This window comes from Noviherbaspirillum sp. L7-7A (assembly GCF_019052805.1).
GTDB lineage: Bacteria > Pseudomonadota > Gammaproteobacteria > Burkholderiales > Burkholderiaceae_D > Noviherbaspirillum_A.
The window spans coordinates 334,379-348,763 of the sequence record NZ_JAHQRJ010000001.1 but is presented as its reverse complement, the minus strand read 5'-3'; the positions used below and the strand labels follow the sequence as shown (position 1 = coordinate 348,763).

14 protein-coding genes are annotated in these 14,385 nt (G+C 65.0%); 7 read left to right on the top strand and 7 right to left on the bottom strand.

What is annotated here, in order from left to right; all coding sequences use genetic code 11:
- Nucleotides 1-60: 60 nt before the first annotated feature.
- A complete protein-coding gene (senA, locus tag KTQ42_RS01580) occupies nt 61-1,248 on the bottom strand; it encodes a selenoneine synthase SenA (protein ID WP_217343906.1) in 1,188 nt (395 codons plus the stop codon).
- 20 nt (nt 1,249-1,268) lie between these two features.
- Here senA and senB point away from each other — a divergent pair, with 20 nt between their 5' ends.
- Nucleotides 1,269-2,243, top strand: a complete 975-nt coding sequence (gene senB / locus KTQ42_RS01575) for a selenoneine biosynthesis selenosugar synthase SenB (RefSeq protein ID WP_217343905.1) — start codon at nt 1,269-1,271, stop codon at nt 2,241-2,243.
- Nucleotides 2,240-3,295, top strand: coding sequence for a selenide, water dikinase SelD (gene selD / locus KTQ42_RS01570; RefSeq protein WP_217343904.1), 1,056 nt, complete (start codon nt 2,240-2,242; stop codon nt 3,293-3,295). Before senB ends, selD begins: the two co-directional genes overlap by 4 nt.
- A gap of 10 nt (nt 3,296-3,305) precedes the next feature.
- On the opposite strand, the gene KTQ42_RS01565 is transcribed toward selD, so the two are convergent.
- Nucleotides 3,306-4,574: a metal-dependent hydrolase gene (locus KTQ42_RS01565; protein ID WP_217343903.1), complete on the bottom strand. Its 1,269-nt coding sequence runs from the start codon at nt 4,572-4,574 to the stop codon at nt 3,306-3,308.
- A gap of 199 nt (nt 4,575-4,773) precedes the next feature.
- Here KTQ42_RS01565 and KTQ42_RS01560 point away from each other — a divergent pair, with 199 nt between their 5' ends.
- The 4 genes from KTQ42_RS01560 (at nt 4,774) to KTQ42_RS01545 (ending at nt 7,225) form a co-directional block, all read left to right on the top strand.
- Entirely contained in the window at nt 4,774-5,064 is a 291-nt protein-coding gene (locus tag KTQ42_RS01560) for a hypothetical protein (RefSeq protein WP_217343902.1), read from the top strand.
- Nucleotides 5,065-5,116: 52 nt separating this feature from the next.
- Nucleotides 5,117-5,302 carry a hypothetical protein gene (locus tag KTQ42_RS01555; protein WP_217343901.1) on the top strand — a complete coding sequence of 62 codons (186 nt, stop codon included), beginning with the start codon at nt 5,117-5,119 and terminating at the stop codon, nt 5,300-5,302.
- Nucleotides 5,303-5,429: 127 nt separating this feature from the next.
- The gene (locus tag KTQ42_RS01550) at nt 5,430-6,146 is read left to right on the top strand and encodes a response regulator (protein ID WP_217343900.1); all 717 of its coding nucleotides are present in this window, start codon (nt 5,430-5,432) and stop codon (nt 6,144-6,146) included.
- On the top strand, nt 6,143-7,225 hold the full coding sequence (locus KTQ42_RS01545; RefSeq protein WP_217343899.1) for an ATP-binding protein: 1,083 nt from the start codon (nt 6,143-6,145) through the stop codon (nt 7,223-7,225). Before KTQ42_RS01550 ends, KTQ42_RS01545 begins: the two co-directional genes overlap by 4 nt.
- Before the next feature lie 523 nt (nt 7,226-7,748).
- Here the strand turns inward: KTQ42_RS01545 and ahpF are convergent.
- From ahpF to KTQ42_RS01530, 3 genes are all read right to left on the bottom strand, one after another.
- Nucleotides 7,749-9,353 (bottom strand): alkyl hydroperoxide reductase subunit F, encoded by a 1,605-nt coding sequence (gene ahpF / locus KTQ42_RS01540; protein WP_217343898.1) that lies wholly within the window; start codon nt 9,351-9,353, stop codon nt 7,749-7,751.
- A gap of 178 nt (nt 9,354-9,531) precedes the next feature.
- Nucleotides 9,532-10,095, bottom strand: a complete 564-nt coding sequence (gene ahpC, locus KTQ42_RS01535; RefSeq protein ID WP_194713454.1) for an alkyl hydroperoxide reductase subunit C — start codon at nt 10,093-10,095, stop codon at nt 9,532-9,534.
- Nucleotides 10,096-10,262: 167 nt separating this feature from the next.
- Entirely contained in the window at nt 10,263-11,120 is an 858-nt protein-coding gene (locus KTQ42_RS01530) for an NAD-dependent protein deacetylase (RefSeq protein WP_217343897.1), read from the bottom strand.
- 94 nt (nt 11,121-11,214) lie between these two features.
- Between KTQ42_RS01530 and KTQ42_RS01525 the strand changes: the two genes are divergently transcribed.
- On the top strand, nt 11,215-11,928 hold the full coding sequence (locus KTQ42_RS01525) for an SGNH/GDSL hydrolase family protein (protein ID WP_217343896.1): 714 nt from the start codon (nt 11,215-11,217) through the stop codon (nt 11,926-11,928).
- Between the two features lie 14 nt (nt 11,929-11,942).
- Here the strand turns inward: KTQ42_RS01525 and KTQ42_RS01520 are convergent, their stop codons facing one another.
- Both KTQ42_RS01520 and KTQ42_RS01515 read right to left on the bottom strand, forming a co-directional pair.
- Nucleotides 11,943-12,989, bottom strand: a complete 1,047-nt coding sequence (locus KTQ42_RS01520) for a hypothetical protein (RefSeq protein ID WP_217343895.1) — start codon at nt 12,987-12,989, stop codon at nt 11,943-11,945.
- A 113-nt stretch (nt 12,990-13,102) separates the two neighbouring features.
- The gene (locus tag KTQ42_RS01515; protein WP_249222606.1) at nt 13,103-14,353 is read right to left on the bottom strand and encodes an MFS transporter; all 1,251 of its coding nucleotides are present in this window, start codon (nt 14,351-14,353) and stop codon (nt 13,103-13,105) included.
- Nucleotides 14,354-14,385: the final 32 nt, after the last annotated feature.

The window sequence follows — 14,385 nt, the reverse complement described above, 5'->3', positions numbered from 1 at the left end:
AGGGGCCGGTAAAAAAGCCCCTGGCGCTTTGCGGCGCCAGGGGCTTTTCCTTTATGGGCATCACAATGCGCAGGTGCGAAATCCAATCAGGACGTCATTGCGCTCGGGCATATAAAAGTTGCGGTATTTTGGCGAACGCATCCGGCCCCGGGTGGCGAAGGAAGCGCCGCGCACCGCCTGGTGGCTGTGAAACCATGGCGCCGAATACTCACGATAGGCATCCGCCGTGAAGCCCGGATACGGCTCGAACGGCGAGCAGGTCCATTCCCACAGATCGCCCCAGTGCCAGGCCGGATGGCCCGTCATGGCCGCATATTCCCATTCCGCCTCGGTCGGCAGCCGGCGTTCGGCCCACATGCAGTAAGCCTGCGCCTCGTACAGGCTGACATGGCGCACCGGGTCGTGCGGCGCCAGCGTGGCCGGCTGGCCGAAGCGCACGCAGCGCCAGTGCCGACCTTCCCGTTCCCAGTCGCGCGGCGCCGAATGTTCCTGGCGCATCAGCCACTCGCGCCCCGCCCGGCTCCAGAACTGCGGCCGGTCATAACCGCCATCGGCGATGAATTCCGCAAACTGCTCATTGGTGACCAGCGTGGAATCCATTACGAAGGAAGGCACATAGGTCGGATGCGCCTGGCGCTCATTGTCGAACACGAAGCCCTTGCCGGCGCTGCTGCCCATCTGCAGGGTGCCGCCTGGAAAGCGCACTTCGCCTTCCGCCCAGGGCCGCGGCGGCCGCGCGTCGATGCCTTGCGGCAGCGGCACGCCCAGGGTCTGCATGGTGTAGAAGAAGGCTTCGCCGTGCATGTCCTCGTGCGCCAGCGCCAGCCGGTAGGGATAGAGCGCGGCATCGTCGTCGCCGGCCTGGCTGAGCCGGTCGAGCACCCGGTCGAGCACCTCATGGCAGTAGGTCTTGATCTGGCCGGCCGAAGGCAGGCCCAGCTTCCAACGGGCGTTGTGCGGCACGGTGTTGGAGTCGAACCAGTCATCGCCCTTGGTCAGCAGGGAATGGCCTTCGGCGGCATCGGGCGCGCTCGACGTCGCGCGCCGCAGAATGTACCACTCGGCAAACCAGGCGATATGGCCCAGCTCCCACAGCGGCGGATTGACCACCGCCAGCGGCGGCACCCGGACGGGGTCAGCCAGGCCGGCGTCGCTGAAGCGGTCGAACAGCGCCAGCGTATAATCGCGGGCATCTTCCAACGCACCGGCCAGTTCGGCTGGCGTCGCGGTTCGAAAGGAAAAATTCATCAGGCTCCACAGGCATAACGATGTTGAACAAGCTGCGCATTCTGATCGCCAGTCCGGCCTCGGCCGCCTCCAATAATGGCAACTGGCAGACTGCGCAGCGCTGGGCGCACTTCCTTGAGCCACAATACCATGTCGAAATCACAAGAGGCTGGGACCACGCAAGCAATCCGCCGGATCTGCTGATCGCCCTGCATGCACGGCGCTCCGCCGATTCGGTGGCAGCATGCGCCGCCGCTGGCCGGCCCTGCATCCTGGTACTGACCGGCACCGACCTGTACCGCGACATCAGGCATGATGACCACGCCCGGCGTTCGCTGCAACTGGCGCAGCATCTGGTGCTGCTGCAGGAAGCCGGCCTGGCCGAGTTGCCGGACGAGTTGCATGCCCGCTCCCGCGTCATCTACCAGTCCGCTTCCGCCCTGCCGCCGCTGCCGGCATCCGATGGCAGCCTCAGTGTGGTGATGATAGGCCATCTGCGCGCCGAAAAGGATCCCACAAACTTCATGCGTGCGGCCAGGCTGGCCTCGGCGCCCGGACTGCGCTTCCTCCAGGTCGGCGGCGCGCTGGAGGAAGCGCTGGCGCAGCAGGCGCGGCTGACCGAAGCGGATTGCCCGGCCTACCGCTGGCTGGGCAACCTGCCCCATGCCGATACCCGCGAACTGCTGCGGCGCAGCCAGCTGCTGGTGGTGCCCTCGCTGATGGAAGGAGGCGCCAATGTGATCATCGAGGCGGTGACCAGCGGCGTGCCGGTGCTCGCCTCCGACATTGCCGGCAACCGCGGCATGCTGGGCGCCGGCTATGGCGGCTATTTCCCGGTCGGCGATGCCGCCGCGCTGGCCAGGCTGATCGGACGCTTTGCTACCGACGCCGGCTTCGCGCAACAGCTCAGGGCCGAATGCGCACGGCGCGCGCCGCTGTTCGCGCCGGAGCACGAGCAAGCAGCCCTTCTGCGGCTAGTGGATAATGCGCTGACTTCACACAGGACCTCATCATGAATGCACCGGACAACCTCCCAGTCAAACTCACTTCCTTTTCGCACGGCGGCGGCTGCGGCTGCAAGATCGCGCCCGGCGTGCTGTCGGAAATCCTGAAAAAATCCAGCGGCTTTCCGGTGCCGCCGCAACTGCTGGTCGGCATCGAAACCGCCGATGATGCAGCGGTCTACAAGCTCAATGACGAGCAGGCGCTGATCGCCACCACCGACTTCTTCATGCCCATCGTCGACGATCCCTACGACTTTGGCCGCATCGCCGCCACCAATGCGATTTCCGATGTCTATGCAATGGGCGGCACGCCCATCATGGCGCTGGCGCTGGTGGGCATGCCGATCGACAAGCTGCCGCTGGACACGATAGGCAAGATCATCCAGGGCGGCGAATCGATCTGCGCCGAGGCCGGCATCCCGATCGCCGGCGGCCACACCATCGATTCGGTGGAGCCGATCTATGGCCTGGTGGTGATGGGGCTGGTGCATCCTTCCAAGATCAAGCGCAATGCCGATGCCCGCGCCGGCGACAAGCTCATCCTCGGCAAGCCGCTCGGCGTGGGCGTGCTGTCGGCGGCGCTGAAGAAAGGCGCGCTTGACGACGCCGGCTACGCGGCAATGATCGAAAACACCACCAAGCTCAACAAGCCGGGCAAGGCGCTGTCCGAACTGCCAGGCGTGCATGCGCTGACCGATGTCACCGGCTTCGGCCTGCTGGGCCACCTGCTGGAACTGGCGCGCGGCGCCGGCCTGGAAGCGCGGCTGGAAATGGATCGCATTCCGCTGCTGCCCGGCGTGCACGAACTGGCATCCAAGGGCTTCGTGACCGGCGCCTCGGGACGCAACTGGGCCGGCTACGGGCATCAGGTAACATTGGCCGATCGCATCACCGCCGCCCAGCAGATGCTCCTGACCGACCCGCAGACCTCGGGCGGACTGCTGGTGGCCTGCGCGCCAGAGACGGTGGATGAAGTGCTGGCGCTGTTTGCCCGCGAAGGCTTTGCCGATGCGGCCGTGATCGGTGAAATGCAGGCCGGCGAGGCCGGCGTGAAGGTTGGATAAGAACTGACGGTCAGTTCTGCGGCGCCGGACGGGTATTGCCCGCCGCGGGCGCTGTCAGCAGATCGGCGCGCGGCAGTCCCCACTGCGGCACGCCGCGCTCGCAGCCACGCTCGCCAGGCTCCACCAGCACCAGCGTGGAAAAGTTGCCGCGCGGGCTGCTGGCATAGCGGGCATCGGAGGCGCTGTCGCGCTCCAGCCAGGGCATGCGCGCAAAGCGCATCCAGTCACGGAAGTGGCAATCCTTGCCCGCCAGCTCACGCAGGCGCGCCAGCGGCGTTTCATGCCGGGCCTGCAGGGCGATGGCGGCAGTGGCGTCGGCCGGCAGCGCGCCTTCCAGGAAGGCCGGCGGACAGGCCGATACCGGCAGCCGTGACGGCGCCAGGCTGACGATGCCCCGGCTGACCCGGAAATCAAGCTGCCCTGACGTACGTTCAACAGCGACAAAATTCCAGCAAGCCGGATTGGATGGATAGGGCGACATCGCCGCGTCCAGCAATACCGCCTGCGGGTCGGCAGCCTGCAGATGGCGCGCCACCAGCTGGCGCGCCTGCGCCGACATGCTCGCCTGCACCGCAATGAAGCCCAGGCCAAGCGCCACGCCGGCCAGCAATGGCGCCAGCCGCGGCCGGCCGTCATGGCTTTTCGTTCCCGCCAGCGCCAGCGCTGCCATCATGGCCAGCAGCACGGCCAGCGATTGCCAGACCAGAAAGCCGCGCCAGCCGAGATAAGCCATGACCAGCGCCATGGGCAGCAGCAGCCAGCGCATGGCAAGCCGGCGCGCGCTCATGATCATCGGCACGCCGAAGGCCAGCCAGAACACCGGTTCCAGGATGAATACCATGTCGCCGTACACCCAGCGGGAATCGATCGGATGAAACGGATGCAACCCATAGGAGTTGAGGTAATCCATCAGAAGATGCAGCGCAAACCCGGTTGTCAGCGCCAGCAGGAAACCGATGCGCGCCGTGGCACTCTGACGCAGCAGGCGCCGTGCATTCGGCCACAGTGCCCAGGTCAGCGCGGCCAGCAATAGCATCTGGGGCAAGGCGTAAAGCAGGGTATGGGTATGGCCGCGGTGATGCAGCAGATAGCCCAGCGGCGCCGGCAGCAAGGGTGTCAGCACCAGGTCGAGATCGGGAAAGTTGCCAGCCAGCGCACAGGTGAGGAGCATCAGCCGACGCCGCAGGCCATGGCTGTTTTCATCGGCCTCCGGCGGCAGGCTGCGATGCATGATTTCACCGGCAAGCAGGCTGGCGACGGAATGGCTGAGATTATCCATGATGAGATGTTACCGAACAGTGGAAAGAAAATTTTCCTTCTTGTTTTTACGAAGGAATTATACGAATTATTTCGGTTTTTACGTTGCACTCAACAGCTTATCATAGTGCTCGCTTGATGGTTTTCCGCACGATTTTCCAATGGGCGGACAATGGCCAGGCATGTCACGAATTGCTGCAATACGCTGTTTCAGGAGAAAGATGATGTCCGAACAAAAGTTTGAACAAGCTGAATGGGAAGTGGTGGAAGGCACTGGCCCGGAGGCGCCGCCGAAAGCTACGCGCGCGGCCATGATGCGCGCCATGCTGGGTCCCTGGTGGCGCTGGAAGATCGCTGGTTTTGTCACCGCCGGCTGCATCATCCTAGCGCTGGTGGCAGCGCTTGCCAGCGTGTTTTTCGTTGCGGGCGTGGCGGTGCTGCTGGTGTCGCTCGTGGTTGCCAAGGTCAGGCAGATGTTGCGCAAGCACGGAAATTCGGTCACCCCCCGTTAGCCGTGATGGAACAATAAGCACCGACGCCTATCGAACCCTGTTTGGAGGCCTCATGCAAAACCAGCCCAGCAATCAACCGCGTCCGGCAGCCGATCGCGACGATATCGCTCCGGAGCAGCGCGACGACGTGAAGCATGTGATCGACACCGGCCTGCCACCGGGCATCAATCCCGACGAAGCGGCCGACCCGGGCAGCCAGACGCCTGGCACGTCGCCCGATTTCGTGCGCGGGAAATAGCGGCCTCAGGCAGACAGCCTTCTTTGTAACAGGCTTGACGCAATGCCGACATACGGCCGACAAGGCCGCGGCGCAGACTGGGCTTGCATGCGATCATGCATGCCTTTTCCTGTCCCGGATGTCTGCCATGCACCACCCTACCCGCGCCCTGATCGTCGATGACGACAAGGAAATCTGCACCCTGCTCTGCACCTACCTCGCCGACTTTGGCATCGAGGCGCGCGGCGTGCATGACGGCGCCGCGATGCGGCGCGCAATTGCCGAGCAGACGCCGGACGTCATCATTCTCGACCTGATGCTGCCCGGCGAGGATGGCCTGGCGCTGTGCCGCCATCTGCGCGCCACCGGCAATATCCCGGTCATCATGCTGACCGCCCGCGGCGAACCGGCCGACCGGGTGGTGGGCCTGGAACTCGGGGCGGACGACTATGTGGTCAAGCCCTTTGATCCGCGTGAACTGGTGGCGCGCATCCACACCGTGCTGCGACGCGCCCGCGGCGAACGCGCCGCGCCGGCCGGCGGCGACAGCGAGCGCGTCAGTTTCGAAGGCTGGACGCTGGACGTGAACACGCGCGAGCTGACGACGCCGCGCAAGATGGTGGTGCCGCTGTCGAATGCGGAATTCCGGCTGCTCTGGACCTTCATCGAACGACCGCGCCGGGTGCTCAACCGCGACCAGCTGATGGACGCGGCGCGCGGTCAGGCCAGCAATGCCTATGACCGCAGCATCGACCTCCTGGTGTCGCGGCTGCGCCAGAAACTCGACGACGACCCGCGCGACCCCAGGCTGCTCAAGACCATCCGTGGCGAGGGCTATCTGTTCGACGCCCGCATCACCCGATGAAGCGCCTGCTGCCGGACACCATCTTTTCCCGGCTGTTCCTGCTGGTGCTGGCCGCCATCATGATCAGCCATCTGATGACCTTCGTGCTGCTGCTGGGGGTGTATGGCGACCGCCACCGGCCGCCGGGGCCGCCATCCGGGATCAGCGCGACGGACAGCCCGCGGCCAGCGCAACGCCCGCCGCCCTATCGCAGGCAGACGATCGACATTGCCGGCCACAGCGTGCGCACGCCGCCGCCGGCCTTCTGGATCGGCCTGATCAGCCAGCTGGTTGCGCTCAGCCTGGCGGCATGGCTGGGCGCGCGGATGCTGGCGCGGCCGATACAGAAGCTGGGCCAGGCAGCCGCGGAACTCGGCGTGGACCTGAACCGGCCGCCGATTACCGAAACTGGCACCGCGGAAGCGCGGCAGGCGGCGCGGGTGTTCAATCGCATGCAGCAGCGCATCCGCCTCAACGTGGAAGAACGCGGCCGCTTCCTGGCCGCGGTATCGCACGACCTGCGCACGCCCCTGACGCGCATGAAGCTGCGGGTGGAGCGCATGCAGGACGACGCGCTGCGCGACAAGCTCAAGGAAGACATGGCCGAAATGGCGGCCATGCTCAATGCCACCCTGAGCTACCTGCGCGACGAGGCATCGAACGAGGCATGGCAGATGATGGATGTGACGGCGCTCCTGGAATCGATGGCCGAGGACGAGACCGACGCCGGCCATGACGTCAGCCTCAGCGGCAGTGCCCGGCCGCTGCTGACGCGCCCGCTGGCGCTGCGGCGCTGCCTGTCCAACCTGCTGCAGAATGCGCTGCGCTACGGCCAGTGCGCCCGCATCGTGGTCAGCGACAGCGCCGAGGGACTGCAGATCGAGATACAGGACCAGGGGCCGGGCATCCCGGAAAACAAGATGGAAACCGTGTTCGAGCCGTTTGTGCGGCTGGAGGATTCACGCAACCGGGCCACTGGCGGCGTAGGGCTCGGGCTTGCCATCGCCCGCGAGGCGGCGTCGCAGTGCGGGGGTACGCTCAGCCTGGAAAATGCGGCTGCAGGCGGGTTGATCGCGCGGCTGGTTTTACGGCGCGCCTAGGCACTTGTGTGGAAGAAAAGGCATGCCTGGGCGCCTGCTTGGCAGAGGTCGGCGAAGTTGAACACCCGGCGATTGTGTCTGGTTCGATACCAAGCCCACATACTGTCGATACAGCAACAGGCGACACTGACAGTTCAGGCAGATCCACACCGTTCCTGGCAGAACGCTGGCGGTCTGCGTGGATGCATGAACTGCAATCTCCTCCCCTGGATATCCTGGCAGATATCCCTTGCCCGCCGCCCGGCGGGCTTTTTTCATGCATGGACACGGCATGCCCGCCGGTGAATGGCAACAGGCGTGGCAGCTGTGGACAAATGTAGGGCGGAATACCCCGCAGGGGCATTCCGCGGATCGGCGATCACGGGAAATAGCCAGCATCGCCATACCGGTTTGCAACCCACGGTGCAATGCCCCTTCAGGGTATTGCACCCTACTACCCTTTGATCTTAAAAAGAAGCAATCGCACCACCCCCGAAAAAAAACGCCGGCTAACGCCGGCGTTTTTCAACAGCATGACTTCCGTTCAGGCAGGCACCGCAGTCTTGTCTTCCGCCTTGACCGCCTCGGCGCCATCGGCAGGCGCCGAAGTGCGGATCAGGTGATCGAAGGCCGACAGTGCCGCCTTGGAGCCCTCGCCCATGGCGATCACGATCTGCTTGAACGGCACCGTGGTGGCGTCGCCGGCGGCGAACACGCCCGGCACCGAAGTGCGGCCGTGGGCGTCGATCTCGATCTCGCCATGCCTGGACAACGCCACGGTACCTTTGAGCCAGTCGGTGTTGGGCAACAGGCCGATCTGCACGAAGATGCCTTCCAGGTCGATGCGGTGCGACGCGCCGGTCTGGCGGTCGGTGTACTGCAGACCGGTGACCTTGTTGCCGTCGCCATGCACTTCGCTGGTCAGCGCCTGGGTGATCACGGTCACGTTCGGCAGGCTCATCAGTTTGCGCTGCAGCACCGCGTCGGCACGCAGCTTGACGTCGAATTCCAGCAGCGTGACATGGGCGACGATGCCGGCCAGGTCGATCGCGGCTTCCACGCCGGAGTTGCCGCCGCCGATCACCGCCACGCGCTTGCCCTTGAACAGCGGGCCGTCGCAGTGCGGGCAATAGGCCACGCCCTTGTTCTTGTATTCCTGCTCGCCCGGCACATTCATCTGCCTCCAGCGCGCGCCGGTGGCAAGGATCACGGTCTTGGCCTTCAGGCTGGCGCCGCTTTCGAGCTTGACCTCGATTACTTCGCCCGGCACCAGTTCAGAGGCGCGCTGCAAATTCATCACGTCGACGTCATAGCTCTTGACATGCTGCTCCAGCGCCGACACCAGCTTCGGTCCTTCGGTTTCCTTGACCGAGATGAAGTTCTCGATGCCCATGGTGTCCAGCACCTGGCCGCCGAAACGCTCGGCCAGCACGCCGGTGCGGATGCCCTTGCGCGCCGAGTAGATCGCCGCCGACGCGCCGGCCGGGCCGCCGCCGACGATCAGCATGTCGAACACATCCTTCTGCGAAAGCTTCCTGGCGTCGCGCTCGGCGGCGCCGGTGTCGACCTTGGCCAGGATCTCTTCCAGGCCCATGCGGCCCTGGCCGAAGATTTCGCCATTCAGGTAGACGGTCGGCACGGCCATGATCTGGCGCGCATTGACTTCATCCTGGTACAGCGCGCCGTCGATCATCACGTGGCGCACGTTCGGGTTCAGCACCGCCATCAGGTTCAGCGCCTGGACCACTTCCGGGCAGTTCTGGCAGGACAGCGAGATATAGGTCTCGAACAGGAAGTCGCCTTCCAGGCTCTTCACCTGCTCGATCACGGCGGCGTCGGCCTTGGGCGGATGGCCGCCCACCTGCAGCAGCGCCAGCACCAGCGAGGTGAACTCATGGCCCATCGGGATGCCGGCGAAACGGATGCCCATGTCGCTGCCGGTGCGGTTGAGCGAGAAGGAAGGCGCGCGCTCGCCGTCGGCCGGGCGCTCGGTCAGGGTGATCTTGTTCGACAGCGCCGCGATATCCTTCAGCAGCGCCAGCATTTCCTGCGACTTGTCGGTCGTATCCAGGAAAGCCACGATCTCGATCGGCTGGGTCACTTTCTCGAGATAGGCTTTGAGTTGGTTTTTCAGGTTGGCATCCAGCATGATGGCTCGCTTTTCAAAAAGGGTTGCTACGGTATGGTGGAGTGCAGTACTACCGCCCAATCAGCCTGGGCTGCCGGGGTAAGAGGCTGATCGGGGGGTGGCACTGCTTGCCGGGCCGCTGTCCTGGCCCGGCTTCGCGTCCCGCGGGTGCTGCTGCGCGGGACAAGAGGGTCAGAACTCAGATCTTGCCGACCAGGTCCAGCGACGGTGCCAGGGTCTCGGCGCCCGGAGTCCACTTGGCTGGGCAGACTTCGCCCGGATGGGATGCCACGTACTGGGCGGCCTGCACCTTGCGCAGCAGTTCCTTGGCGTCGCGGCCGATGCCGTTGTCATGGATCTCGCACAGCTTGATCTGGCCTTCCGGGTTGATCACGAAGGTGCCGCGCAGCGCCAGGCCTTCTTCCTCGATCATCACGTCGAAGTTGCGGGTGATCGCGCCGGTCGGGTCGCCGATCAGCGGGTAGGTGATCTTGGCGATGGTTTCCGAGGTGTCATGCCATGCCTTGTGGGTGAAGTGGGTGTCGGTCGACACGCCGTAGACTTCCACGCCCAGGGACTTGAAGGTGTCGTAGTTGTCAGCCAGGTCACCCAGCTCGGTCGGGCACACAAAGGTGAAGTCTGCCGGGTAGAACACGACTACGGACCATTTGCCTTTCAGGTCGGCATCGGATACCGGGACGAATTTGCCGTTGTGGTAAGCGGTGGCGTTGAAGGGCTTGACGGTAGTATTGATCAGTGACATTGGATTTCCCTTTGGTTGAAGAATCGGTAGGAAGGATGATAGGGTAGATTTATCGAAACGTGAAATCGATAGTTCCAATTAATGCCATAGCCTATGTTTATCGCATTAACAGGCCGACATCCTGGCAAGAAAAGATCGTGTCGTTTTTGCCGAACTCAAGCCCTTCTTCAGACACATTCCTGACGACAAGGCAGTCCAAGCATGCTGGCCAGGAGCGGCAGGCTTTCCTGCAGCGGCAGGTCGACCTTGAGGGAATAAAGCGTGTCGGCGCGTGTCTTGCCGGCGGTCAGTGCGGCCAGCGGCTTGCCGGCTTCCGCAGCCCGGGTGCAGAGCCGGTAGCCAGAATGCACCATTACCGAAGACCCGAGCACCAGCAGTGCGCTGGCACGATTGAGCCGGTCGCTGGCGGCGGCCGTGCGCTCGGCGGGCACCATGTCGCCGAAGAACACCACGTCCGGCTGCAGCATGCCGCCGCAGCGCGGACAGTCGGGTATGCGAAAGCTTTCCAGCCATGCCGGGTCGAGATGGGCGTCGCCGTCCGGCGCCGGCACTGCCGTGACTTCGGCCATCTGCGGGTTGGCCGCGCGAAGCTGGGCCTGCACATCCGCCCTCTCCCGCCTGTCGCCGCAATGCAGGCAGCGCACCGCGCGTATGCTGCCATGCAACTCCAGCACATCGCTGCTGCCGGCGCGCTGGTGCAGGCCATCGACATTCTGGGTGATCGTTGCGCCCAGCCGGCCATGCGCCTGCAGGCGGGCCAGCGCCCGATGGCCGGCGTTGGGGGCTGCCTGGTCGATCACGGGCCAGCCGGCAAAGCTGCGCGCCCAGTAGCGTCGGCGCACCGCCTCGGATGTCCGGAATTCCGGCCCCTGGATCGGTGCCCGGCCACGGCGCACGCCGTCCGCATCCCGGTAGCCGGGAATGCCGGAAGCGGTGCTGATGCCGGCGCCGGTCAGCACCAGGGCATCGGGATGGCGTTCGATGAAACGGGCCAGCTGCTGCAGGCCATCGTCGGTGCTGCTCAAGTTCTTCTCCTGGTGACGGACTGATTAACTGCTGACTTGAACGCCGGGCCCGAAACGGGGTCATTACCGTTCATGGCAAGACAACAATCGATTCATGAATCCCTTACGTCGGCGTTTTCTGGCGGGTTCCACGCTACTGGCGGCCGCACCCATCGTCAATAGCATGCCCTCCTCTGCCCATATCCAACTGCTGGGTGATTCGATTTTCGACAATGCCGCCTATGTCGGCGGCCAGCCGGATGTGATCGCCCGCCTGCGCTCGCGCCTGCCCGCCGGCTGGAAGGCGCAGTTGCTGGCGCAGGATGGCGCCACCACACGCGATATTGCATCCCAGCTGGCGCGCCTGGCGCCGGATGCGACGCACCTGGTGCTGAGCGTCGGCGGCAATGATGCGCTGATGCGGCAGAATTTGCTGGACACGCCGGTGCGCTCCAGCGCCGAGGCGCTCGACAGGCTGGCGCTGGCGGCACGGGAATTCGAGGCATCCTACCGGCGCGCGGTCGAAGCCTGCCTCCAGCGCCGCCTGCCGCTGGTGGTCTGCACCATCTACAACGGCAATTTTCCCGACGCCGGCTATCGGCAGCGGGTGGCGTTTGCGCTGGCCGGCTTCAATGACGTGATCATCAGGCTGGCGCTGGAAAAGCGGCTGCGGGTGCTGGAGCTGCGCCAGATCTGCCGCCGGCCCGGGGATTATGCCAATGCGATCGAGCCTTCCAGCCTGGGCGCCGACAACATCGCCCGCGCCATCCTGCGCACGCTGGCCGAGACCGATGCGCCGCGTCGCGGCGCCCTGCTGCTGGGGGAGTGAAGGTGCTTTGCCGTTCAGGCAGCCTGGCGCATGTCGGCCTGACGATGCGGCAGGAACATCTCACGCTGGCTGCGCACGCCGTTGGACACATCGGCAACACGGTAGCGGTCCAGGTCAAAGCCGGGATAAGCCGCGCATTCCTGTTCGATCGCCACAACGATGTCTAGCCAGTCGATCGTGCCAGCCAGCCTGGCCGCGCCGTGCAGCGCGACCTCCAATTGGACTTCGCACGGCCGGCCCTGCCGGTTCAGATAGAAGACCGTGAAGCAGGTGCCCGCCGCATTGCCGCGGATCTGCAGCGCCTCGTCCTGGCCGATGTCGTCAGCCCAGAAGAATCCTTCCCGCAGCAATCTTCCGTGCACCGGCACCTCGAATGCCTGGTAATCCTCGCGCCGGATGTCGGCGCAGCGCGAGAACTGCTTTTCCACCGCCTGCAGGATCTCGGCCGGCGTGCTCCAGCCGGAAGCGCAGGCCGGGCGCGGCAGCGACTTGTCGACATGGTTGCGCATGTCGATGCCAAAGCAGCCACGCGATCCGTCGGCGGCGATGTAATCGACCAGGAAACTTTCGGGCGCCATTTTCCCGGCGGTCGAGGGCCTTTGCCGCACCCGCAGTGTCTTGCGCTGCATGGCTTGGGTCGCCCACAGCGGCAATTTGTTGAATGCGCTGCGCTGGCAGTCGTTCAGGATGTCTGCATAGGCCTGGCGGTAGTCAGCCGGGTCGGCCACGGTCACTTCCGGGAATTCCTGCGGCGGCCCGTAACGTTCGGCAATGGTGTCGAGGTAGGCAATGGCCAGCGGCATGCCCGTAGCCGGATTCCTGTCACCCAGCGCGCGTTCGGCCGAAAAACCGGGCGTCTGCCGCAGCGGCGTGATCGCCAGCGGATAGACCTGGTAGCACAGGACGCCGTTGCCATCGGTAAATGGCGCCGCCGCATCGTAATGGTAGGCGCCGTAGATCGCGCCGCCGGCGGCGTCGAGCAGGCCGGCGTCCGCGCACTGGGCGCTGACGTCGACCACGATGACGCGCGGCTGGATAATGACAGGCTGGACGAAATGCATGATGGATGGCCTCGGTTGACAGGGCTGACCCGACCGATTATATCCATGAGGCAACTTGTGTAAAGCAAACTTTTTACGCTGCCAACAGAACGTCGGCTAAACAATACAGTTGTTTATCGAACGACATCCTGGCCAGCGCGTGGCGCCGGCAGCAGGGTGAAGGCCAGCACTCCAGCTGTCAGCATCGCGGCGATCAGCGCCAGCGCGGCCGAATGCGGATCGGCATGCCAGGCCGGCGCGGCGGAGGCCACTGCACCGCTGAGCCATTGCACCAGCGCCACGCCGAGGAACATCGCCATGTTCAGCAGGGCCATTGCGCGGCCGATCTGCGCCACCGGATAGGAGGCGCGCACATCGGCATACTGCAGCACGACGAAGCCGGACAGGAAGCCGACCAGCACCGAGCAGCCGACCACCACCGCGCGGCTCGACACCATGGCCATGATGGCGAACAGCGCCACCAGCGCCAGCGTGAAGGCGATGATGCAGCGGCGGCGTCCGGCGCCTTGCGGACCGAAGCGGCCGAACAGCGGCGGCCCGAACAGCGACACCACCGATACCAGTAGAGCCACATTGCCGCTCTGCACCAGGGTGTAGCCATAGCGGCTGATCAGCAGCGGACCCAGCCACAATCCGCGAAGCGCCATGAAGGCGGCATAGGTCACCGCACCCAATGCCATGATGCCCAGCGTATGCGGCAGCACCAGCAATGCTCCTAGTCCACGCAGGGCGGTTGCCAGGGATTCGTGGCAACCGCCCTGCCCTTGCGCCGGCTCGCGCACCCGCAGGAAGATCACCAGCCAGGCCAGCGCCGACAGGCCGGCCAGCATCAGGAAGCCGGCCCGCCAGGACGCTTCCTGCACCACCCAGGCCAGCGGCGTGGCAGTGAGCAGCATGCCGCCTCCGCCTATGCCCAGCACCAGGCCGGACACCGAAGCGAAGCGCTCCTGCGGAAAATAACGGCTGATGAAGACGGTGCAGACCAGGAAGGCGGCGGCGCAGCCGACACCGATCAGCACCTGGCCCAGGACCAGCATGGCATAGCTGTGCGCCGACGCGGACAGCAGCGCGCCGACGATGGCTACCGGGAAGGAGGCCAGCATGGTCTTGCGCACGCCATGCAGGTCGATGCCCAGCCCCATGAACAGCTGCATCGCGCCAAAGGCGAAATGGAATGCGCCGGCATAGCTGCCCAGCTGTTGCGGCGACAATGAAAATTCGGCCTGCAGGCGGCTGGCCATCATGGCGGCGGCGGTGCGATAGGCCTGGCTCAGCATGAAGGCCATGCACAGCGCAGCCAGCATGGCCCACAGGGAACGGACAGTCGGCGCCGCAGCACAGCCGACGGAGGATTGCAGGGGCATGTCTCTTCCTTTTTATTGTGGCCGTATCCGCT

Coding starts and splice junctions, on each gene's coding strand:
- senA (WP_217343906.1), bottom strand. CDS start 1,248: ATGAATTTTTCCTTTCGAACCGCGACGCCAGCCGAACTGGCCGGTGCG.
- senB (WP_217343905.1), top strand. CDS start 1,269: ATGTTGAACAAGCTGCGCATTCTGATCGCCAGTCCGGCCTCGGCCGCC.
- selD (WP_217343904.1), top strand. CDS start 2,240: ATGAATGCACCGGACAACCTCCCAGTCAAACTCACTTCCTTTTCGCAC.
- KTQ42_RS01565 (WP_217343903.1), bottom strand. CDS start 4,574: ATGGATAATCTCAGCCATTCCGTCGCCAGCCTGCTTGCCGGTGAAATC.
- KTQ42_RS01560 (WP_217343902.1), top strand. CDS start 4,774: ATGATGTCCGAACAAAAGTTTGAACAAGCTGAATGGGAAGTGGTGGAA.
- KTQ42_RS01555 (WP_217343901.1), top strand. CDS start 5,117: ATGCAAAACCAGCCCAGCAATCAACCGCGTCCGGCAGCCGATCGCGAC.
- KTQ42_RS01550 (WP_217343900.1), top strand. CDS start 5,430: ATGCACCACCCTACCCGCGCCCTGATCGTCGATGACGACAAGGAAATC.
- KTQ42_RS01545 (WP_217343899.1), top strand. CDS start 6,143: ATGAAGCGCCTGCTGCCGGACACCATCTTTTCCCGGCTGTTCCTGCTG.
- ahpF (WP_217343898.1), bottom strand. CDS start 9,353: ATGCTGGATGCCAACCTGAAAAACCAACTCAAAGCCTATCTCGAGAAA.
- ahpC (WP_194713454.1), bottom strand. CDS start 10,095: ATGTCACTGATCAATACTACCGTCAAGCCCTTCAACGCCACCGCTTAC.
- KTQ42_RS01525 (WP_217343896.1), top strand. CDS start 11,215: ATGAATCCCTTACGTCGGCGTTTTCTGGCGGGTTCCACGCTACTGGCG.
- KTQ42_RS01520 (WP_217343895.1), bottom strand. CDS start 12,989: ATGCATTTCGTCCAGCCTGTCATTATCCAGCCGCGCGTCATCGTGGTC.
- KTQ42_RS01515 (WP_249222606.1), bottom strand. CDS start 14,353: ATGCCCCTGCAATCCTCCGTCGGCTGTGCTGCGGCGCCGACTGTCCGT.